This is a genomic window from Arthrobacter sp. TE12232 (genome assembly GCF_054062615.1).
In genome coordinates, this window is record NZ_JBSSFK010000001.1 from 2,239,880 (window position 1) to 2,259,484 (window position 19,605).

Genomic DNA, 19,605 nt, shown 5'->3' on the forward strand with positions numbered 1-19,605 from the left:
GTCAGACGCCCCAGCGGAGGGCCGCGGTGTGCACGGGAGCGTCCCAGAGCGACGTCATTTCGTCATCGAGGCGCAGGACCGTGATGGAGCAGCCCTGCATCTCAAGGGACGTGATGTAGTTGCCCACGAGCGAGCGGGCCACGGTGACACCCTGATCCGCCAGCCTCTGCGCGGCCCGGCGGTAAACGATATACAGCTCGCTCGCCGGGGTGCCGCCCATGCCGTTGACGAACAAAAGCACCTTGTCCCCGGAACTCAGTCCGAGGTCGCTGACCACGGGGTCCAGAAGCCGGTCGGTGATGCCGTCGGCGTTTTCCATGGGGATCTTGTGCCGTCCCGGCTCGCCGTGGATGCCGATCCCGATCTCGATCTCGTTTTCCTCGAGCTCGAAACTGGGGACGCCCGCGTGCGGAACGGTGCAGGCGGACAATGCCACGCCCATGCTGCGCACGTTCTGGTTGACGCGGTCACCGATCGCGGCGACGGCGTCCAGGTTATCGCCGCGCTCGGCGGCGGCGCCGGCGATCTTCTCGACCAGGACCGTGCCGCCGACGCCGCGGCGGCCCGCGGTGTACAGCGAGTCCTGCACGGCGACGTCGTCGTTGACCAGGACGGTACGGACCTCGACGCCTTCGGCCTGCGCGAGTTCGGCGGCGGTCTCGAAGTTGAGGACGTCGCCGGTGTAGTTCTTCACGATATGCACAACGCCGGCGCCGGAGTTCACGGCCAGCGTGGCCGGCAGGATCTGGTCGGGCGTGGGCGAAGTGAAGACGGCGCCGGGAACGGCGGCGTCGAGCATGCCCATTCCCACATAGCCGCCGTGCAGCGGCTCGTGTCCGCTGCCGCCGCCGGAGACGAGTCCGACCTTCCCCGCCACCGGCGCGTCCTTGCGCACGATGTACTTGGGGTCGGCAAAAACGGTCACGAGGTCGGCATGTGCAAGCCCGAACCCTTCCACTGACTCGTCGACCACGGCTTTGGGATCATTGATGAGTTTCTTCATGGCGGTGCTCCCTGGATGGTGTCCTGGCTGCTTGCTTAGACCCTACTACCGGGGCACGGCCGGCGGTAGGCTCCCGTTTCCCCTTGTGAGGCTTCCCGCCGGGGCTGCGAGCGCCCGTGCCGGCGGGACGGTGCCGCGGCGGGCTCTTGGGCTCCGACGACGATTCAGACTTGCGTGTCGGCCCATGCCGGAAAGTGCGGCCAGGCATCGCCGCCCAACCAGGAAAACGGCGGCGCGGCGAGACGGCCCTTGCGGGTGCGGGACGCGGCCGGCGGCCCGGAGGCGGATCCGGGGCCGGCCGTTCGTCCGCCTACGGGTGCATCGGCATCGGGCGACAACTGATTCGCAGGTTCCGGCGATGGCTGGTCCGGCGTATCGAGCGAGTGGACCCGCGGCGCTGCCGGGGCGCTGGCGGCTGTCCTGCGCATATCTTTGCTGGGCGAAGCGGAGAAATCGGGAAAAATCACGTCGTTATGCAATTTTTTGCCTCCGGAAGTATGGCGGCCCACCCCCTGGGCCGGCATCAGTTTATCCACCAAATTTATTGAATGGAAGCCCCCGTCCTGCGAGGCGCTGCGGGGTGCGGCGGGGTGCGGCGACTGCCCGCCGCCGGCCCTAAAACGCCGGGGCCGGCCCCGGAACTGCCGGGGCAATCGCGTGGCCATGCCGGAACAGATTCTGCGGATCCAACTCTGCTTTGGCTTCGCTGAGCCGGCGGCGGGAGCCTTCCGGCCAGGCCCTGGCGGCGTCGTCGGCGGATTCGACGTGGCCGTGCATGTTCACGGCGGTGCCGCCGGTTCCAAACGGTGCCAGCGTCCGGCGGGCGGCCGCGATGGCTGCCGGGACAACGTCGGCGCTCTCGGGCATCATGACGCCCACCGCGAAGAACGACCACGCGGCGTCCCGCCCGGCCACGTGGTCGCCGTGGCTCGAAGGCGCCACCGGGGCTGCGAGGGCTCCGCCCATCAGCCGGATCTCAGCCAGGAGGAGGGGTGCGTTGCTGTCCGGGCCGGCGACTTCCAGAAGGGCCTCCGCGAGTGCCTCGTCCAGTTCATTTAGCAGCATGCCGCCTTCGCGCACCGGGACGGGATTCTCCGGATCCAGGTGCACCGCATCGACCTGCGTGAATGGCAGCGGACCGGAGAGGTCGGCCAGGACCGGGGCCACGCCGCGCATCGGGTCAAGGAGGCGTCGGCCCTCAGCGGCAGTCCCTTGCCACGCGAACCGCAGGTGCATCACGAAGCGCCCACGCAGTAACTCCGGGATGTCCTCGAGTTCGGGCAGCCGCAGGAAGGCGAGCGAAGCCGAGGCGTCCGCAGGAAGCGCCGGCGCCCATTCACGGAAGGCCGCGAGGACTTCCCGGGCCCGTTCCCCGGGATAGAAGATTCCGCCCGCGTAGAGCTCGCCGGCCGGGAAGAGCCTGAACTCCATGGCGGTGACGATGCCGAAGTTGCCCTTGCCGCCGCGCAGGAGCGCAAACAGCCGGGGGTTGTTGTACTGGTCCACGCGGTGCTGGACGCCGTCGGGCGTCACGACCTCAACGGCCAGCACATGGTCTGACGCGAAGCCATACTTTCGGCCGAGCAGCGGCAGCCCTCCGCCCACGGTGTAGCCCACGACGCCGACGTCGGTGGCGGATCCGTGCAGGCCCATCAGCCCGTAGGGTGCGGCGGCGGCCACGACCTCGCGCCAGCGGATGCCGGCGCCGACCCGGGCCGTGCGCTCTTCCGGGTCGATGTCGAGGTCCAGGAGCCTGCGGGTGCTGACCAGGAGCCCGTCCGTGATGGCGTTGGCGGCACCGTGCCCTGTGGCCTGGACCGAAATCGACATGCCGCGTTCGGCGGCCCAGCGGACGGCTGCTGCGACGTCGTCGGCGTCGGCAGCGGCGAGGACCAGGTCGGGGGTGTGGCGGGTGGCGAGGTTGAAGGCCGCGGTTTCCTGGTCATAGGCGGAGTCTCCGGGGAGGTAGACGAGTCCGCGGACGCGCAGTTGGAGGGAGGTTCTTTCGTGAGCGGAGGCGTGAGGGCGCATGGGGTACTTTCAGCTAGGCGGATCGCTCCCCAGCGAGCTCTTAGAAGTTTATAGATCGAGTGGATATATCGGAAGATCTACAAATCAGGCATTTTGGGCGCGCCCTACAGCTCCTTGATCATCCGGGTGTTGCCCAGCGTGTTCGGCTTGACCCGCGCCAGGTCCAGGAACTCGGCGACGCCTTCGTCATGGGAGCGCAGGAGCTCGGAATACACCACAGGGTCGACGGCGGTCTGGTCAGCCATGACTTCAAAGCCGTGCTTCTTGAAGAAATCCACTTCAAACGTCAGGCAGAAGACGCGCGACACGCCCAGGTCCCGGGCGTCCTCCAGCAGGCGCTCCACGAGCGCGTGCCCCACGCCCTTGCCGCGCCAGGCATCGGAGGCCGCGAGGGTGCGCACCTCGGCGAGGTCCTCCCACATTACGTGCAGCGCCCCGCAGCCGATCACCTCGCCGTCGTCCGACTCGGCAATCCGGAATTCCTGCAGGCTTTCGTAGTAGGCCACGGTTTCCTTGGCCATGAGGATCCGCTGTTCGGCCAGCGGCGCAACCAAGGTCTTGATGGCGGCGACGTCGCCGGTGCGGGCAGGGCGGATACGGATCGTCTCAGTCACAGCCCAATCTTACGGGTGCCCCGGGGGCCGGCCCGCGGCCGGCCCCCGGGTCCGCGGCGTCAGAGACCCAGTTCGTCAGGGACGGGGAGGTCCTTGTCCAGCAGGTGGCGGGCGAGGAAGTGCTCCACGACGCCGTACCAGACCTTGGCGTGCTGCGGCTGCAGGATCCAGTGGTTCTCGTCCGGGAAGTACAGGAAGCGGTGGTCGGTTTCGCCGTTCGCGTCGGCCGCGAGCTGTGACTTGGCCAGCAGTTCGTACCAGAGCCGGAGCCCCTCGCCGATCGGCACGCGGTAGTCCTTGTCGCCGTGGATGACCAGCATGGGAGTCCGGATGTTGTCGACGTGCAGATGCGGGGAGTTCTCCATCGCCATCTCGGCCGTCATTTCCTTGAGCCAGTACTGCGCAGCGTCCGTGGTGGGCCCGAACTGGTCCAGGGCCCAGAGGCTGGCGTGCGTGATGATGGCCTTGAAACGGTCCGTGTGCCCGGCTACCCAGTTGGCCATGTAGCCGCCGAAGGACCCGCCCATGGCGGCCGTGCGCTCCTGGTCGATGTCGGGGCGCTGCACGACGGCGTCGGTCACGGCCATCAGGTCCGTGTACGGTGCCTTGCCCCATTCGCCCCAGCCGCGTTGGATGTGGTCCTGGCCGTAGCCGGTGGAGAGGGCCGGGTCCGGCAACAGCACCGCGTAGCCGCGGGCTACCAGCAGCCAGGGGTTCCAGCGCCAGGTCCAGGCGTTCCAGGATCCCAGCGGGCCGCCGTGGATCCAGAGCAGCAGCGGGGCCGGGTTTGCGGCGGACGCGCCCTCCGGAAGGGCCAGGTACGCGGGCACCCGGGCGCCGTCGGCCGCCGTCGTCTCCACTCGTTCGAGCGTCCCCTTGAACTGCGGTCGCTCGGCCGGCGCCGGCAAGCGGACGACGCCGCCGGAGGCGAGGTCGATCCGCACGGGTTCGGCGGGAAATTCGTAGGAGCTGCGCAGGGCGTAGGCGCTGTGCCCGTCCGGTGCGACCACGACGTCGGTGTACGCGGCGTCGTCGGCTGTCAGGCGGGACACCTGGGAAGCCTGGCCCGGTCCCCCTGCGACCGGGATCCGGAAGACCGGCGCGGCGCCGTCCTCGTCCGCGGTGACCAGCAGGGCCGATCCGTCCGGCAGCCAGGCGGCGGGGCGGGCCCAGCGGTCCCAGTCGTGGGCAAGGGGCGTCAGCGCGCCCCCGCCTGCCGGTACGGCGACGTCGAGAAGGTGGAGCTTCATCTGCGGGGCCGCAAACGGGGTGGTATCGCTTTCACTGACCACCACGAGGCTCCGGTTGTCCGGGCTGACAGGTCCCGGGTAATAGTGCATCCCGTCCGTGTCCAGCAGCACCGTCCGGGTGCCGGTGGCGACGTCGATCGCCACCAGCACGGAGCGCGAATCGGCGTTCGCCAGCGGCTTCGTGAAGCTGCTGTAAATGGTCCTGCCGTCCGGGCTGATCACCGTCTGGGCGTCCCTGAGCCTGTTGCCGGCGTCGGGCGTCAGGTTGCGGAGCTTCAGCGGCGGCGCGGCGTCGACCGTCGTCGGCTTTCCGGACTCCAGTGGCTCTCCGGGTTCGACGGCGAACAGCCGCGGCTGCGCCGGGCCGAGGTCGGCGTCCCAGTAGCGGACGGGGTAGCCGCTGTGCAGGATCGCCGCGACCTTGTTGTCCTTGCGGGCCTTGCGGCGTTCCTCGTCGTTGTCCTCGTCGGTGGAGCCGGCGAGGACCGGGGCCGCGACCGCCAGGGTGTCTGCATCCGCGGCTGCCAGGACGCTGCTGATCCCGCCGGCGCGGGAAAAGGCCACCCGGGCTTCGCCGCCGCCGGACGGGAGCATCCACAGGGCATTGACGGGGTCGGCCTCGGGGCTCTCCGGATCGGGACGGGCGGAGGTGAAGTAGAGGTCCCCGTTGGCTGCAAACACCGCGCCCGCTTCCCCCTTGGCGCTGCGCGTGATCCGGCGGGCCTGCCTGGACCCATTCGGGTCAACTTCCCACAGCGCGGCGCAGTATTCGGTGCCCTTGGCGTTAAGCGTGGCCACCGTGGTAACCAGCCGCCCGCCGTCGGGGCTCAGTGCCAGACCGCTCACTCGGGGAATTGCGAGGTAATGGTCCAGGTCATGGAAAGGGGTCTCGGGTTGTTCGCTCAGGGTCACTGAGTCCTTGGCAGCCATGCACCGATTCAACACCTCCTGTGGCGTCGATCACAAAAAGTTCACTGAGAGTGAACCGGCCGCTTCAGAGTGCCCGGGCCCTTCCGGGACACACGGGCCGGGTCGGCCTGCCGCCGGAATCGCAGCGTCCTTTCAGGGGGGCTTGGCATGATGGGTCCATGAACCCTGAAAAGTCCCTGCCCAGACGCTCCATGTTGCTCGGTGCGGCCGCCACGGTTGGTGGCGGCCTGGCCCTTTCCGCATGCGCCGCCCAACCCTCGGACAGCGCGGCCCCCTCGACGGCCGCCGACGCATCGGCGCCTGCGGGCACGCCTGTCCGGGTCGGCAAGCTCAGCGAGGTTAAAGTGGGCGCCACTGCCACCGGGACCGCCAACGGAAAGACAGTCGTCATTTTCCGGTCCGCGGATCAGAAGGTCCTGGCTTATGACGCGACGTGCACCCACGCCGGCTGCCCGGTGGCCCCGTCCGGCCAGAATTTCGAATGCCCGTGCCACGGCTCCGCCTTCAAGGGCGCGGACGGAAGTGTCATAACGGGTCCGGCGCGCAGCCCCCTCGCGCCCCTGACCGCCGCCATCGACGGGGACTGGATCACCGTCACCGCCTGACGGCAACCGCAGGGCGCCTGTTGGCGCCCGGCTGGCATCACACAGCAAGAGGCCCCGCCCACTCTCTTTCGGGAGCGGACGGGGCCTCTTGCTGTGTGGCGTTGAGTTATCGCGCCTTTGGAATTGCTGCTTAGACGCTCGGAGCGATCTCCGGGATGCGCGGCTTGGCGTTGCCCGCGAACGTGAACTTCGCGTCGTCGCCTTCGCCTTCGACGTCCACCACCACGATGTCTCCGGCGTGCAGCTCGCCGAAGAGGATCTTCTCGGAGAGCTGGTCCTCGATCTCGCGCTGGATGGTGCGGCGCAGCGGCCGGGCACCCATCGCGGGATCGTAGCCGCGGGTCGCGAGCAGGATCTTGGCCGCGGGCGTGAGCTCGATGCCCATGTCCTTGTCCTTGAGGCGCTTCTCGAGCCGGGCCACGAACATGTCTACGATTTCGATGATCTCGTCCTGGGTCAGCTGCGGGAAGACCACAACGTCGTCAACACGGTTGAGGAACTCGGGGCGGAAGTGCTGCTTGAGCTCCTCGGTGACGCGGGCGCGCATCCGGTTGTAGCCGGTCTGCGTGTCCGTGCCCGACTGGAAGCCGGTGGCAACGCTCTTGGAGATGTCCCGGGTGCCGAGGTTGGTGGTCATGATGATCACGGTGTTCTTGAAGTCCACCACTCGGCCCTGCGAGTCGGTCAGTCGGCCGTCTTCCAGGATCTGCAGCAGCGAGTTGAAGAGATCGGCGTGTGCCTTCTCCACTTCGTCGAACAGGACCACGGAGAACGGACGACGGCGGACCTTCTCGGTCAGCTGCCCTCCCTCTTCGTAGCCCACGTAGCCCGGAGGGGCGCCGAAGAGCCGCGACACGGTGTGCTTCTCCGAGTACTCGGACATGTCCAGCGTGATCAGCGCGTCTTCCTCGCCGAAGAGGAACTCCGCGAGAGCCTTGGCGAGCTCGGTCTTGCCGACGCCGGTGGGTCCGGCGAAGATGAACGAACCGCCCGGACGCTTGGGGTCCTTCAGGCCTGCACGGGTGCGCCGGATCGCCTGGGACAGGGCCTTGATGGCCTCGTTCTGGCCGACCACACGCTTGTGCAGCTCGTCCTCCATCTTCAGCAGGCGCGAGGACTCTTCCTCGGTCAGCTTGAAGACCGGGATGCCGGTGGAGTTCGCAAGCACCTCGGCGATGAGATCCTCATCAACCTCGGAGATGTCGTCCATGCCGCCGGTCTTCCACTGGCGTTCCTTCTCGGCGCGTTCGGCAATGAGCTTCTGCTCCTTGTCACGCAGCGACGCGGCACCTTCGAAGTCCTGCGCGTCAATGGCGGATTCCTTCTCCAGCTTCATGGCGGCGATCTTCTCGTCCATGACTTTGAGCTCCGGCGGAGCGGTCATGCGTCGGATGCGCAGCCGCGCACCGGCCTCGTCGATCAGGTCGATCGCCTTGTCCGGCAGGAAGCGGTCCGAGATGTAGCGCTCGGACAGGGCCGCGGCCGAGGCGAGGGCGCCGTCGGTAATGGTGACGCGGTGGTGCGCCTCGTACCGGTCGCGGAGGCCCTTGAGGATCTCGATCGCGTGTGCAACGGAGGGTTCCTTGACCTGGATCGGCTGGAAGCGGCGCTCCAGCGCTGCATCTTTTTCGATGTGCTTGCGGTATTCGTCCAGCGTGGTGGCACCGATGGTCTGGAGCTCGCCGCGGGCCAGCATGGGCTTCAGGATCGAGGCCGCATCGATGGCGCCTTCGGCGGCACCGGCACCCACTAGGGTGTGGATCTCATCGATGAACAGGATGATGTCGCCGCGGGTGCGAATCTCCTTGAGAACCTTCTTGAGGCGCTCTTCGAAGTCACCGCGGTAGCGGGAGCCGGCCACGAGGGACCCGAGGTCCAGGGTGTACAGCTGCTTGTCCTTGATGGTCTCCGGGACATCGCCACGGACGATCGCCTGGGCGAGGCCTTCGACGACGGCGGTCTTGCCGACGCCGGGCTCGCCGATCAGCACCGGGTTGTTCTTGGTGCGGCGGGAAAGGACCTGCATGACGCGTTCCATTTCCTGCTCGCGGCCGATCACCGGGTCCAGCTTGTTCTCGCGCGCCGCCTGGGTCAGGTTGCGCCCGAACTGGTCCAGGACGACGGAGCCCGCGGGGGTGCCTTCGGCCTGGCTCGAACCGACGCCGGCTCCGGTGGACTCTTTGCCCTGGTAGCCGGACAGCAGCTGGATGACCTGCTGGCGGACCCGGTTGAGGTCGGCGCCGAGCTTGACGAGCACCTGGGCGGCCACACCTTCACCCTCGCGGATGAGGCCGAGGAGGATGTGCTCGGTTCCGATGTAGTTATGGCCCAGCTGCAGGGCCTCGCGCAGCGAGAGCTCCAGGACCTTCTTGGCGCGCGGGGTGAAGGGGATGTGTCCGGACGGGGCCTGCTGGCCCTGGCCGATGATCTCCTGCACCTGCTCGCGGACACCGTCGAGCGAAATGCTCAAGGATTCAAGGGCTTTGGCAGCAACACCTTCACCCTCATGGATCAGACCCAAGAGGATGTGTTCGGTACCAATGTAATTGTGGTTCAGCATGCGTGCCTCTTCTTGGGCAAGCACAACTACGCGACGGGCACGGTCCGTAAATCGCTCAAACATTTCGCCACACTCCTAGCTACGACGTACTTTGATGCTACGTGCCCGGGTTCCAGATTTGGGGCTTGTTCGCCACAGGGGAAACCGAAGGGTTGCGCTCCCCGGCCCGGACGCTGTCCGGATGCCACACGGATCCCGCCTGCGGCCGTTCGGACGAGCGCAGGCGCGGGACCCGGGAAACAGTCCGGCGGCACCCTCGCAGCGGCGCCGGCCGCCCCGCCGGGAGCGCCCGGGCCGCCGTTCCGCACATACCGCCGTCGGCATAGCAATGCCCCCGTCAGATAACGGGGGCATTAGCATTTGATGCGCAGACTTGATAGGGCCATTGATACTGGCCCTGGCACGGAGGTCCGGACTAGGAATTAGCCTTTTGGTAGGCTTCCTGAATTTCAGCCTGGATACGTCCGCGGCTGTTTACCGCATAGCCGTTGTCCCGTGCCCACTGACGGATCTGGGCAGAGTCCTGATTCCGTCCGCTTGAAATTTTGGTGCGCGTGGCGCGGCCGCTTGATGTCTTGCGTGCATGCCCCACAAACCGCTCCAACGCGGAACGCAGGTCTGACGCATTGCCGGACGACAGGTCTATTTCATAGCTCACGCCGTCCAGGCCAAACCGGACAGTTTCGTCCGCGGATCCCCCATCCAGATCATCAACGAGGATGATTTTCACTTTCTGTGCCATAAATGACTCTCTTTCCAAAAGGACGAGCGTTTAGAAAAGCAGGATGTATCTGTAAAAAGTATCCTCCGGGTTACAGCAGAGAGTCAAAGCGTATAACTCCGGTCAAAGGAAACCCGCTCACAGCAATAGGGACTATTGCCCCATTCAGGGGAATTAGCCCCTGGCGGGCCCGGATTCCTGTCCCGGGTTTTGAGCTTCCGCTCGAGCGTCCGCTTCGGCCTGAGCGCGGGCTTCTGCCTGGCGCTCCGATTTATCGGCATTGAATATGGATTTCATGGCAAACCAGAAAAGCAGGCCCACCACGATGGGGGGCACCAATACGGCGATGTAGTCCATGCTCAGTGCCCTTCAGGCTTCAACAGGGGGAAGAGGATGGTCTCGCGGATGCCGGCGCCGGTGAAGAGCATGACGAGGCGGTCGATGCCCAGTCCGATCCCGCCCATGGGCGGCGCCCCGTACTCGAGCGCGCGGAGGAAGTCTTCATCCAGCTGCATGGCCTCGACATCGCCCGCGGCGGAGCGGCGGGACTGCTCGGTGAGCCGTTCGCGCTGGATCACAGGGTCGATCAGTTCGGAGAACGCCGTGCCGCGCTCCATGCCGCCGATGATGAGGTCCCATGCCTCGATCAAGCGGCCGTCCTCGCGGTGATGGCGGGCCAGCGGCTGGGCGGACGGCGGATAGTCGTAGACGAACGTGGGGTTGAGCAGAGTGGGCTCCACCAGCTCGCCGAAGAGTTCGACGACCAGTTTCTCGGCGTCCCAGGCGGCGTCCACCTTGACCTCGTGCTTGGCGGCCAGTTCCAGCAGTTCAGAGACCGTGGTGTCGGGGGTGATTTCCCGGCCGACGAATTCGGAGAGCCCCGGGTAAACCGCCATCCAGGCCCAGTCGCCGTCGAGGTTGATCTCCCCGGCTTCCGTCTGCAGGACCCGGCCCACGCCGGCGGCGTCGGCGGCGTCAAGGATGATCTCCTTGATCCGGTCCGCCATGACGAACTGGTCGGCCCAGGCCTCGTAGGATTCCAAGGTGGTGAACTCGGGGCTGTGGGTGGAGTCGACGCCTTCGTTGCGGAAGACCCGGCCCATGTCATAGACGCGGTCGATCCCGCCGACCACCGTGCGCTTGAGGTAGAGCTCGGTGGCGATGCGCAGGGTCATCTTCTGGTCGAAGGCGTTCATGTGCGTCTCGAAGGGACGGGCCGTGGCGCCGCCGTGAACCAGTTGCAGCATGGGGGTTTCCACCTCGACGTAGCCCTGGCGGTGCAGGGTTTCGCGGATGGAGCGTGTGATCGCGGCGCGGGTGTAAACCATCTCGCGGGCTTCGTCACGGACAATGAGGTCCACGTAGCGCTGGCGGACACGGGTTTCCTCGTTCAGCCCAGCGTGCAGCACGGGCAGCGGGCGCAGCGCCTTCGAGGCCATGGTCCAGGAGTCCGCCATGACGGACAGCTCGCCGCGGCGTGAGGAGATGACCTCGCCGGTGATGAAGACGTGGTCGCCGAGGTCCACGAGGGACTTCCAGTCCGCGAGCGCCTCCTCACCGATGTTGGCCAGGCTCAGCATGACCTGCAGCCGGACCGCCTTGCCGTCCAGGCCGCCCTCCTGGAGGGTGGCGAAGCAGAGCTTGCCCGTGTTGCGGACGAAGACAATGCGGCCGGTCACGCCGACGACGTCGCCGGTGGTTTCGTCGGCCTGCAGGTGGGCGTATTTCTCGCGGATTTCCGTGAGCGAGTGCGTACGCTCGACACCCACCGGATAAGCCTCGACGCCGCGTTCGATCAGCTTGGCGCGCTTCTCCATGCGGATGCGCGTCTGTTCGCTGGCATCGTGCGGCTCGGCGGCGTTGTGCGGGGCAGGGGTGTTTTGGGAAGTCACAATCCCCAAGTTTACCGTCGATTTCCACCCGGTCAGGTCCCGGTCGGGTCCCGGACAGGTCCCGGCAAGTTCGGCCGGGCGTTGACTGCGCAGTCCGGGTGCGGGAATAGACTCAGGGCTGTGGAGACGTGGACCGTGAAGACCGACGACGGCGAGGGGCACCTCGAGCTGCATACGTTCCGGCCGGAGACGCCCGGGCCGGGCGGATCGGCCGCCGCGGGCGCCACAACGGGCGCCACAACCGGCGCTGGACCCGGCGCTGGATCCGGCGTCGTCGTCGTGCACGGGACGCTGGTGACCGATGCGCTCTACCGGCCCTTTGCCCGAAAGCTCAGCCGGCTGCTGGGCCGGCCGGTGCACTGCTACAACCGGCGGGGGCGCGCCGGTTCCTCCCCCCAGCCGGCAGACTATTCGGCGGCCACGGAGGTGGCCGACCTGGCAGCGGTGCTGCGCGAGACCGGCGCCAGCGACGTCGTGGCCCACAGCTATGGCGGGTTTGTGGCCCTCCAGGCCGCCCGGAGCCTGCCTATCCGCAGGATGGTGACCTATGACGCGGCCGTCAGCCTTTCGGGGAACCTCAGCCGGCGCTGGCGGCCCGAGCTTGAGCGGTCGGTGGCTGCCGGCAAGCTTGACGAGGCCTGGGCCCATTTGGTGCAGGGCCTGGAGACGGCGGGCCCGGTGTCCCGGCTGCCGTTGGGCGCGTTGCGCATGCTGAGCATCGTCTCGGCGAGGACCAGCCTGGGCGCCGAAATGCGGGAACTGCTGCCCACGGCCGTCGCCGAGATGCGGGCCGTGCTGGATGCCGACGCCGAGGTCGCCGATTTCACCTCCATCACCACCCCCACGCTGATGCTCAGCGGCGGCTGGAGCCCGGCGTACTTCGCCGAGACGGGCCGCCAACTCGCCGCCGCCGTCCCCGCGCTGACCTTCGCCGTCGTTCCCGGGCAGCTCCACGAGGGCCCCATCCGGCCCGGCAACAGGCTGGCCCTGCGGGCAGCGCGGTTCCTGCTCGGCGGGCCCGGTGCTGCGTCCACGGCTACGGGCCGAGGGATAGGCAGCATTACCGGAACAATGGCTGGCGGCATGCCCGGCATCTACGGGCGCATCCCCGGGCGGATCCCCGGCCGAACGCGGCGGCCCGGGCCGGACCGCTGACGGGCCGCTAGCGCGGCCTGCCGTTAGAATCGGGGGCGACCCTTTCGAAAGGACCCCCTTGGCCAAGCTCTATTTCCGCTACGGCGCCATGAACTCCGGCAAATCCACGGGGCTGCTGCAGGCGGCGTTCAACTATGAAGAACGCGGACAGCGGGTGCTTCTGGCCAAGCCGGACGTGGACACCAAGGGCGACGCCGACGTCGTGTCCCGCCTCGGCATGACCCGTTCGGTGGACTTCCTGATCCCCGCCGGCGCGTCAGCCCGCGCCCTCTTTACGGCCCAGGCCCATGGGGACGATCCCGATGCCCTGCTGCAGCACGTGGAGACCTCGCCCGTGGCCTGCCTGCTGGTGGACGAGGCGCAGTTCCTGGAACCGGCGCAGGTGGACGACCTCTTCCGCATTGCGGTCCTGGACAACGTCCCCGTGCTGGCGTACGGCATCCGCACCGACTTCCGGACCCGGGCTTTCCCCGGTTCGCTGCGGCTGCTGGAAATTGCGCACACCCTCGAAGAGCTCAAGACCATCTGCCGCTGCGGACGCAAGGCCATCTTCAACACCCGCCGGATCGGGGACCATGTGGTTTTCGACGGCGACCAGGTGGCGATCGACGGCCAGGACGTCTGGTACGAGTCGCTCTGCGGCGCCTGCTACCTCGAGGTCTCCGGCGGCCGGCTGGGCAACTAGCACCGGGACTTAGTGCACCGTCTACTGCATGGCGGCGTGTGCTCGGCTAGGCTCGGAGCATGACCCGCGAGAACATCAGAACCCCCGACGGCGGAACGATCGAGCTTTTCAGCACGGGCGCCGAGCTTGCCTCGGCGGGCTCGGGCATCGTCGTCGTGCCGGCCTCGATGGTGACGGCCGCCGATTACACGCGTTTCGCGCAGAAGCTCAGCGCATCGCTGGGCCGGCCGGTGCACACCTTCAACCGGCGCGGACGCGGCTCGTCATCCCCGCAGCCGGAGGACTACACCCTGGACGTGGACATCCACGACCTCGACGCCGTCATGAAGCACACGTCCAGCACGGACGTCTTCGGCCACAGCTTCGGCGGTGCGGTGGCCCTGCACGCGGCCCGCACCCTGCCGGTGGAACGCCTGGCGGTCTACGACCCCGCCGTGTCGGTCAACCACAGCGTCACGGCGGACTGGACGCCAGAATACGAGCGGGCGACGGCGGCCGGCGACGACGACCGCGCCCTTGCCGTCCTGCTCAAGGGCTTGGAAACCGGGAGCGCCCTGTCCCGGATGCCGTTGTCCATGCTGACGCTGGCGAACAAGCTTTCGGCGGGCACCCCGATCGGCAAGCAGCTGCGCGACCTTATGCAGACAGGTGTGCGGGAGATCAAGGCGATCATCGCGGCGGACATGCCGGCGGAGCCGTTCCTGGAACTGCCGCTTGAGACGCTGATCATCGTCGGCGAAAAGAGCCCTGCCTACTTCGGTGTGGCCTGCGCCCAGATCCACGACGTCCTCTCCGGATCCAGCTACACGATCCTGCCGGGCATGGGCCACGACGGCGTCAACAAGGCACCGGACAAGCTCATCGCCGAACTCAGCGCGTTCTACGCCGGCTGACTCCCGGCCACCAACACCCACGAAGCAACGCGGGGCCACTTCGCGCCCGTCCCGGAAGTCCGGACATGGCCGCGAGGTGACCCCGCGTTGCTTGTCAATTGCGGCTAGTGCGCGACGGGCTGTGCCACGCCTGCGGTCTTGCGCATCATGGCGGACAGCACGACGGCGCCGAGCGCTATGACGGCTGCCGTCAGGAACGCCGCATGCATGCCGGCCACCATGCCCGAGGCTGCGGCCACGAACGCATAGATCGAGACCAGGAGCGCAGTGCCGGCGGCGCCGGCCACTTGCTGCAGGGTGCTCATGATGGCCGAGCCGTGGGAGTACAGGTGCGGGGGCAACGGGTTCAGGCCGGTCGTGAAGGCCGGGGTGAACACGAGCGCGAGGCCCAGGCTCAGGGTCACATGCAAGGCAATGATCCACCCCACCGGTGACGCGGCGTCCAGCATGGAGAACTGCCACAGGGACAGCACCATCATGACCGAGCCCGTCACCGTCAGCGGCAGGGGGCCGATCTTGTCGAAAACGCGGCCGATGAAGGGCCCCAGCAGGCCCATGGCCAGGCCGCCCGGAAGCAGCACCAGGCCGGTCTCGAGCGACTTCAGGCCGCGGATTTCCTGCAGGTACAACGGCAGCAGGATTACCGCGCCGAACAATGCGACCATGGCCACGACCAGCAGGAGTACGGACACCGTGAACATCCGGAAGGTAAACGCGCGCAGGTCCAGCAGGGGCCGGTCGCTCTTCTGCAGCTTCAGCTGGCGCAGGACGAACGCTGCCAGGGCCAGCACTCCAGCGGCCAGCGCCAGCACGGCGGGCGTGCGGGATCCGGCGTCGCCGCCGCCGATCTGGCTGAGGCCATACACGAGGCCGCCGAACGCCGGGACCGTCAGCACTACCGAGAGGGCATCAAGCCGGGTTTTCTCCGTCTCGCCGATGTTGGTCAGGTACCTGGCCCCGATGGCCAGTGCGGCGAGCGCGATCGGCAGCACGAAGACGAACATGAACCGCCAGGAAAAGTGCTGGAGGATCAGGCCGGAAACCGTGGGGCCGAGCGCCGGCGCCACCGAGATGGCGATGCTGACGTTGCCCATGACGGCGCCGCGGCGTTCCAGCGGCACGAGCGTGAGGATGGTGGTCATGAGCAGCGGCAGCATGATGGCCGTGCCGCCGGCCTGGACGATGCGGGCCAGCAACAGGACTTCGAAGCCCGGGGCGACGGCGGCCAGCAGAGTTCCACCGGAGAACAGCCCCATGGCCAGCAGGAACACGGCACGGGTGGACAGCCGCTGCAGGATGAAGCCGGTGGTGGGAATCACGACCGCCATGGTGAGCATGAAACCGGTGGACAGCCACTGCACGGTGGGGGCGTCAACACCGAGGTCCACCATCAGCCGCTGCAGGGCCACGTTCATGATCGTCTCGTTGAGGATCACGACGAACGTGGCCACCAGCAACGTCACGATGATGGTGACGGACTCCCGCGACATCTTGGCCGGCGCGGGAGCTGAGGCGGGCGCGGTCGGCGTCGGTCCCGGGCTGGCGGGACCAGCGCCCGGCGCGGGGGCGCCGGCGTTGTTGGAAGAGACGTCTGTTGACATGGGAATTCCCTCAGGGCGTTGGGTGTGGGTCCGGCGAGCGTCGGCGCTGCTGCAGGTTGCAACAGTCTAAGCCCTGGGCGCATTCCCGTCACCGGAGCAGAATTCCACCGCCGGAAAAGCAACGTGGGGTCACATCCGGCCCTCGGCATGGGCCATGTCTGACCCCGCGTTGCTGTTTGCTGGTCCGGCTGGCGTCAGGCCTTCAGCGGTACGTTGTCGATCAGCCGCACCGGACCCACCTTGGCCGCAATGATTGCCAGCGCTTCGCCGCGGAACGGGGTTTCCTTGCAGTTCTCCGCGAGGGGTTCGAGGGTGCGCGGATCCACGACCTCGAAATAGTCCAGTTCCACGAGCGGCTGGGACCGGACCAGGGCCTGCGCGGACTCGACGTCGAGGGGCTGATGGGCGTTGGCGCGCTCCTCGATGAGCCGCAGCGCCCGGGAGAGGACCAGGGCGGCCCCGCGCTCGTCCGCGGAGAGGAAGCGGTTGCGGCTGGACAGCGCCAGGCCGTCGGACGAGCGCACAATGGGCACGGATACGATTTCCACCGGGAAATTCAGGTCCGCCACCATGCGTTGGACCAGGGCCAGCTGCTGGGCGTCCTTCTGGCCAAAGTAGGCGCGGTAGGCCGGCTGGCCTCCGCCGGGGAGCCCGGCGCCCGGCAGGCCATAGTGGAGCAGTTTCGCGACGACGGTCAGCGCGCCGTCGAAGTGTCCGGGCCGGGACGCACCCTCCCACTTTTCGCCCAGGGGCCCTGCCGTGATCCGCACGAGGGGCTCCCCGCCGGGGTAGACCTCCTCCACCGCCGGCGCGAACGCCAGGTCAACGCCTTCGGCGTCAAGCAGGGCGAGGTCGGCCTCCAGCGTCCGGGGGTACCGGTCCAGGTCCGCGGCCTCGCCGAATTGCAGCGGGTTGACGAAGATGCTGGCCACGACGACGTCGTTCTGGACGACGGCGGTGCGGGCCAGCTGGGCATGCCCCTCGTGCAGGGCGCCCATCGTGGGCACCAGCCCCTGGGATGTGCCGCCCTTCTGCGCCAGCAGCCGGGCGCTTGCGGCGCGGAGCTGGGCAGCGGTGGTGACGAGTTGGATTGCCATGTCAGGGTCCTTCCGGGGCGCGGGTCCCGTTCTGGTCGGGGCCGCGGAGCGCCTGTTCGATGCCGTCGAGTTGGTCCGGCTTCAAGAGCCCGCGGCTTCCTGCCCGGCGGGCTGTCGCCCGGGCCATGGCCAGGTACGCCTCCAGAATATCGCCGCCTGAGCCGCCGTCGTACTCGCGGAGGGCACCGGCGTGCGCGGCGACCGTGCCGGTGTCGCCGCGGGCCACGGGCCCGGTCAGGGCCGATTCGCCGGAGGCGAGCGCGTTCTCCAGCGTGGCGCGGAGCAGCGGGCCCAGCATCCGGTCCGGGGCTTCGACGCCGACGTCGCGGAGCAGCTGCGAGGCCTGCGCCACGAGCGTGACCAGATGGTTCGAGCCATGCGCCAGGGCAGCGTGGTAGAGGACGCGGTCGGCTTCTGCAATAGCGACGGGTTCGGCACCCATTTCGACGACGAGTGCCTGGGCGATCGGCAGCATCGCGGCGTCGGCCGTGACGCCGAAGGTGCAGTCCAGAAGCCGGGTGAGGTCCAGGCTCATGCCCGTGAACGTCATGGCCGGGTGCAGGGCGAGCGGCACGGCGCCGGCGGCGCGGACCGGGTGCAGGATCCCGACGCCGAAGCGTCCGGAGGTGTGCGCCACGAGCTGGCCGGGCTGCCAGGCGCCCAGCTTGGCAAGGCCGTCCACGAGGGGGCCGAGGGCGTCATCCGGGACGGCGAGCAGGACCAGTTCGGCGCGCTCCACGATGTCCTGCACTTCCAGGATGGGCACGCCCGGCAAGAGTGTTTCGGCGCGTTCGCGGCTGGCGTCCGACACGGCGGACACCCCAATGACGGCGTGCTCGGCTCCGCGCAGCGCCGCCCCCAGGACGGCACCGACCTTCCCTGCACCGATGATTCCGACGCCGAGGCGTCCTGGTTTAGCCATGATGCGGGCCTTCCTGAGTGTCTGGTGCGGGTGATTGCGCGGGCTGCGTGGTTGGTTCCATCCAGTGTTCGCTCGTTTGGCGCTTGCGTGCGGCGCGGGCGCGGGCGGCCTGGGCATCCAGGAGGGCCCGGGCCTCATCGAGGCCGGCCTGGATGAGCCGCGGGGCGACCGGGCCCGCGGTGGTGTGCAGGACCAGGTCCGCCACCCGGAACCTGCGGGCGAGCGGCCCCTGCTGCAGCGCCATCGACTGGGTGCGCTGGTGCGGCACCACAACGAGGTTCCGCCACCACCGTCCGGATCTCAGCAGCAGTGCGGTCTCCGTTGCGGTGAAGCCGTTCCGCCGCCAGCCCAGCGGTGCCAGAAGCCGGGCCCGGCGCGGCGTGGTGACGAAGCCGCCGTCGGCGTCCTGCCGGGCCGCTGTTTCCTGTGCTCCGGCGTCCCGTGTTCCGGTTGGGTCCGCGAGTCCGTTGATTCCTGCCGTGAAGACGCCCGCCGGGTCCGCGGTTCCGGGGTCCGGGAGCACCAGGGAGAGGAGTTTCAGGACGTCGGTGAGGGATCCCACCGGCAGCAGGGTGGTCCGGTGGGAGCCTTCCCGGGCGCTTCCGGCCAGGCCGTAGCCGGCCACATTGATCTGGATCCGGTACCAGCCGAACAACCGCCACAGCGGCGGCTGGCTGATCTTCAAGGCCTGGATCCTGCCCGGCGGCACGGTCTGCGCCTGGGTGTCCAGCAGGCCGTAGCGCAGCCGGATGCCGTCCGGGGAAACGGCGGCGGTGAAGTTGTAGCCCTTGTTGAACGAGGACCAGTAGGAGGCGGCGAGTCCGATCACGGCGGGGATCAGGAAAACCGTGAAGCTGCGGTTTTCGGTGATGGCGGACAGCAGCACGGTGGCGACGCCGCCGGCCACGATGGCCAGGCCTTGTTCACTCAGGAGCACTGAGCCCATCAGGCGCGCCGGCGGCACGGTCAGGACGGTCCGTTCCGGTGCCTCAACAGCGGCGGCCCCCGGTTGCCCCGGTTCCGTCGCCTGCGACGGCGACAGCGTCCCACCGGAGGCACCGGAGGCACCGGCGAGGATTGTCGCGCGTAGCTGGCGGGCCTCGTCCGCACGCAGGTAGGCCAGGTGCACAGCGGATTCTCCGGCGTCGGCGACTTCGAACCTGAGTTCCGCCAAACCGAAAATCCGGGCCAGCAGGGGCTGCACGACGTCGATGGCCTGCACCCGGTCCGGCCGGGCCTGGCGCTGCTGCCTGAACAGGAACCCGGTGTTGACCCGGACGTACCCGTCCGCCACCTGGTAGCGGGTGAAGTACCAGCTCAGGACGAAGCCGAGCACGGTCAGCAGCAGGAGGGTGCCGCCGCCGAGCAACAACCACGGCGCACGGCCGGCGAACCGCTCGTCAAAGACCGGGCCGCCCTGGAGCAGCCGTTCGAAGGAGTCCCGTCCGAAGAAGAAGAACAGCGCGGCCACTGCCACCCAGCCGCGGACGAACGGCGATCCCGGGTGGACACGCAGCCAGCCGGCGTCGGCGGTACGGGTGTCTCCCGAACCGGGGCCGGTTTCCCCCGCGGCACCGGTGTCTCCCGAACCGGGGCCGGTTCCCGGCTCCCGCGCCGCCGGGAGACCCTCCGGTGTCAGCGCCATG

17 protein-coding genes are annotated in these 19,605 nt (G+C 68.1%); 4 read left to right on the forward strand and 13 right to left on the reverse strand.

Annotation, left to right across the window (positions count from 1 at the left end; genetic code table 11):
- Position 1: 1 nt before the first annotated feature.
- The 5 genes from dhaK to ACVWZ7_RS09920 form a co-directional block, all read right to left on the reverse strand.
- A complete protein-coding gene (dhaK, locus tag ACVWZ7_RS09900; RefSeq protein ID WP_456507721.1) occupies positions 2-1,003 on the reverse strand; it encodes a dihydroxyacetone kinase subunit DhaK in 1,002 nt (333 codons plus the stop codon).
- 164 nt (positions 1,004-1,167) lie between these two features.
- On the reverse strand, positions 1,168-1,542 hold the full coding sequence (locus tag ACVWZ7_RS09905; RefSeq protein WP_456507722.1) for a hypothetical protein: 375 nt from the start codon (positions 1,540-1,542) through the stop codon (positions 1,168-1,170).
- Between the two features lie 76 nt (positions 1,543-1,618).
- Positions 1,619-3,034 carry an FAD-binding oxidoreductase gene (locus tag ACVWZ7_RS09910; RefSeq protein WP_456507723.1) on the reverse strand — a complete coding sequence of 472 codons (1,416 nt, stop codon included), beginning with the start codon at positions 3,032-3,034 and terminating at the stop codon, positions 1,619-1,621.
- A 104-nt stretch (positions 3,035-3,138) separates the two neighbouring features.
- Positions 3,139-3,648 (reverse strand): amino-acid N-acetyltransferase, encoded by a 510-nt coding sequence (locus ACVWZ7_RS09915; protein WP_344361467.1) that lies wholly within the window; start codon positions 3,646-3,648, stop codon positions 3,139-3,141.
- Positions 3,649-3,707: 59 nt separating this feature from the next.
- Positions 3,708-5,828, reverse strand: a complete 2,121-nt coding sequence (locus ACVWZ7_RS09920) for an alpha/beta fold hydrolase (RefSeq protein ID WP_456507724.1) — start codon at positions 5,826-5,828, stop codon at positions 3,708-3,710.
- Between the two features lie 158 nt (positions 5,829-5,986).
- On the opposite strand from ACVWZ7_RS09920, the gene ACVWZ7_RS09925 reads away from it, so the two are divergent.
- Entirely contained in the window at positions 5,987-6,433 is a 447-nt protein-coding gene (locus tag ACVWZ7_RS09925) for a QcrA and Rieske domain-containing protein (protein ID WP_161958189.1), read from the forward strand.
- Positions 6,434-6,563: 130 nt separating this feature from the next.
- On the opposite strand, the gene ACVWZ7_RS09930 is transcribed toward ACVWZ7_RS09925, so the two are convergent.
- From ACVWZ7_RS09930 to lysS, 4 genes are all read right to left on the reverse strand, one after another.
- Positions 6,564-9,056, reverse strand: coding sequence for an ATP-dependent Clp protease ATP-binding subunit (locus tag ACVWZ7_RS09930; RefSeq protein ID WP_116765455.1), 2,493 nt, complete (start codon positions 9,054-9,056; stop codon positions 6,564-6,566).
- A gap of 352 nt (positions 9,057-9,408) precedes the next feature.
- Positions 9,409-9,735, reverse strand: coding sequence for a histone-like nucleoid-structuring protein Lsr2 (locus tag ACVWZ7_RS09935; RefSeq protein ID WP_091255487.1), 327 nt, complete (start codon positions 9,733-9,735; stop codon positions 9,409-9,411).
- A 153-nt stretch (positions 9,736-9,888) separates the two neighbouring features.
- Positions 9,889-10,071, reverse strand: a complete 183-nt coding sequence (locus ACVWZ7_RS09940) for a hypothetical protein (RefSeq protein ID WP_344361475.1) — start codon at positions 10,069-10,071, stop codon at positions 9,889-9,891.
- 2 nt (positions 10,072-10,073) lie between these two features.
- Positions 10,074-11,606: a lysine--tRNA ligase gene (gene lysS, locus ACVWZ7_RS09945; RefSeq protein WP_344361478.1), complete on the reverse strand. Its 1,533-nt coding sequence runs from the start codon at positions 11,604-11,606 to the stop codon at positions 10,074-10,076.
- Between the two features lie 120 nt (positions 11,607-11,726).
- Here lysS and ACVWZ7_RS09950 point away from each other — a divergent pair, with 120 nt between their 5' ends.
- From ACVWZ7_RS09950 to ACVWZ7_RS09960, 3 genes are read left to right on the forward strand one after another with little or no spacing between them, the layout of a single operon-like run.
- Positions 11,727-12,761 (forward strand): alpha/beta fold hydrolase, encoded by a 1,035-nt coding sequence (locus ACVWZ7_RS09950; RefSeq protein WP_456507725.1) that lies wholly within the window; start codon positions 11,727-11,729, stop codon positions 12,759-12,761.
- 58 nt (positions 12,762-12,819) lie between these two features.
- The gene (locus ACVWZ7_RS09955) at positions 12,820-13,446 is read left to right on the forward strand and encodes a thymidine kinase (protein WP_456507726.1); all 627 of its coding nucleotides are present in this window, start codon (positions 12,820-12,822) and stop codon (positions 13,444-13,446) included.
- 59 nt (positions 13,447-13,505) lie between these two features.
- Entirely contained in the window at positions 13,506-14,339 is an 834-nt protein-coding gene (locus tag ACVWZ7_RS09960; RefSeq protein WP_091255496.1) for an alpha/beta fold hydrolase, read from the forward strand.
- A 104-nt stretch (positions 14,340-14,443) separates the two neighbouring features.
- Here ACVWZ7_RS09960 and ACVWZ7_RS09965 read toward each other — a convergent pair whose 3' ends face one another.
- The 4 genes from ACVWZ7_RS09965 to ACVWZ7_RS09980 all read right to left on the reverse strand — a co-directional run bounded on the left by ACVWZ7_RS09965 (position 14,444) and on the right by ACVWZ7_RS09980 (position 19,604).
- The gene (locus ACVWZ7_RS09965; protein ID WP_456507727.1) at positions 14,444-15,940 is read right to left on the reverse strand and encodes an MDR family MFS transporter; all 1,497 of its coding nucleotides are present in this window, start codon (positions 15,938-15,940) and stop codon (positions 14,444-14,446) included.
- Between the two features lie 194 nt (positions 15,941-16,134).
- Positions 16,135-17,037, reverse strand: a complete 903-nt coding sequence (panC, locus tag ACVWZ7_RS09970) for a pantoate--beta-alanine ligase (RefSeq protein WP_456507728.1) — start codon at positions 17,035-17,037, stop codon at positions 16,135-16,137.
- Position 17,038: 1 nt separating this feature from the next.
- The gene (locus ACVWZ7_RS09975; protein ID WP_116765448.1) at positions 17,039-17,959 is read right to left on the reverse strand and encodes a Rossmann-like and DUF2520 domain-containing protein; all 921 of its coding nucleotides are present in this window, start codon (positions 17,957-17,959) and stop codon (positions 17,039-17,041) included.
- Positions 17,952-19,604 carry a PH domain-containing protein gene (locus tag ACVWZ7_RS09980; RefSeq protein WP_456507729.1) on the reverse strand — a complete coding sequence of 551 codons (1,653 nt, stop codon included), beginning with the start codon at positions 19,602-19,604 and terminating at the stop codon, positions 17,952-17,954. The genes ACVWZ7_RS09975 and ACVWZ7_RS09980 overlap by 8 nt, the downstream gene beginning before the upstream one ends.
- Position 19,605: the final 1 nt, after the last annotated feature.

Bases quoted from the DNA above. Each gene is read 5' to 3' on its own strand.
- ACVWZ7_RS09960 (WP_091255496.1), top strand. From the start codon at position 13,506: ATGACCCGCGAGAACATCAGAACCCCCGACGGCGGAACGATCGAGCTT.
- panC (WP_456507728.1), bottom strand. From the start codon at position 17,037: ATGGCAATCCAACTCGTCACCACCGCTGCCCAGCTCCGCGCCGCAAGC.
- ACVWZ7_RS09965 (WP_456507727.1), bottom strand. From the start codon at position 15,940: ATGTCAACAGACGTCTCTTCCAACAACGCCGGCGCCCCCGCGCCGGGC.
- ACVWZ7_RS09930 (WP_116765455.1), bottom strand. From the start codon at position 9,056: ATGTTTGAGCGATTTACGGACCGTGCCCGTCGCGTAGTTGTGCTTGCC.
- ACVWZ7_RS09975 (WP_116765448.1), bottom strand. From the start codon at position 17,959: ATGGCTAAACCAGGACGCCTCGGCGTCGGAATCATCGGTGCAGGGAAG.
- ACVWZ7_RS09940 (WP_344361475.1), bottom strand. From the start codon at position 10,071: ATGGACTACATCGCCGTATTGGTGCCCCCCATCGTGGTGGGCCTGCTT.
- dhaK (WP_456507721.1), bottom strand. From the start codon at position 1,003: ATGAAGAAACTCATCAATGATCCCAAAGCCGTGGTCGACGAGTCAGTG.
- ACVWZ7_RS09910 (WP_456507723.1), bottom strand. From the start codon at position 3,034: ATGCGCCCTCACGCCTCCGCTCACGAAAGAACCTCCCTCCAACTGCGC.
- ACVWZ7_RS09935 (WP_091255487.1), bottom strand. From the start codon at position 9,735: ATGGCACAGAAAGTGAAAATCATCCTCGTTGATGATCTGGATGGGGGA.
- ACVWZ7_RS09925 (WP_161958189.1), top strand. From the start codon at position 5,987: ATGAACCCTGAAAAGTCCCTGCCCAGACGCTCCATGTTGCTCGGTGCG.
- ACVWZ7_RS09920 (WP_456507724.1), bottom strand. From the start codon at position 5,828: ATGGCTGCCAAGGACTCAGTGACCCTGAGCGAACAACCCGAGACCCCT.
- ACVWZ7_RS09980 (WP_456507729.1), bottom strand. From the start codon at position 19,604: ATGGCGCTGACACCGGAGGGTCTCCCGGCGGCGCGGGAGCCGGGAACC.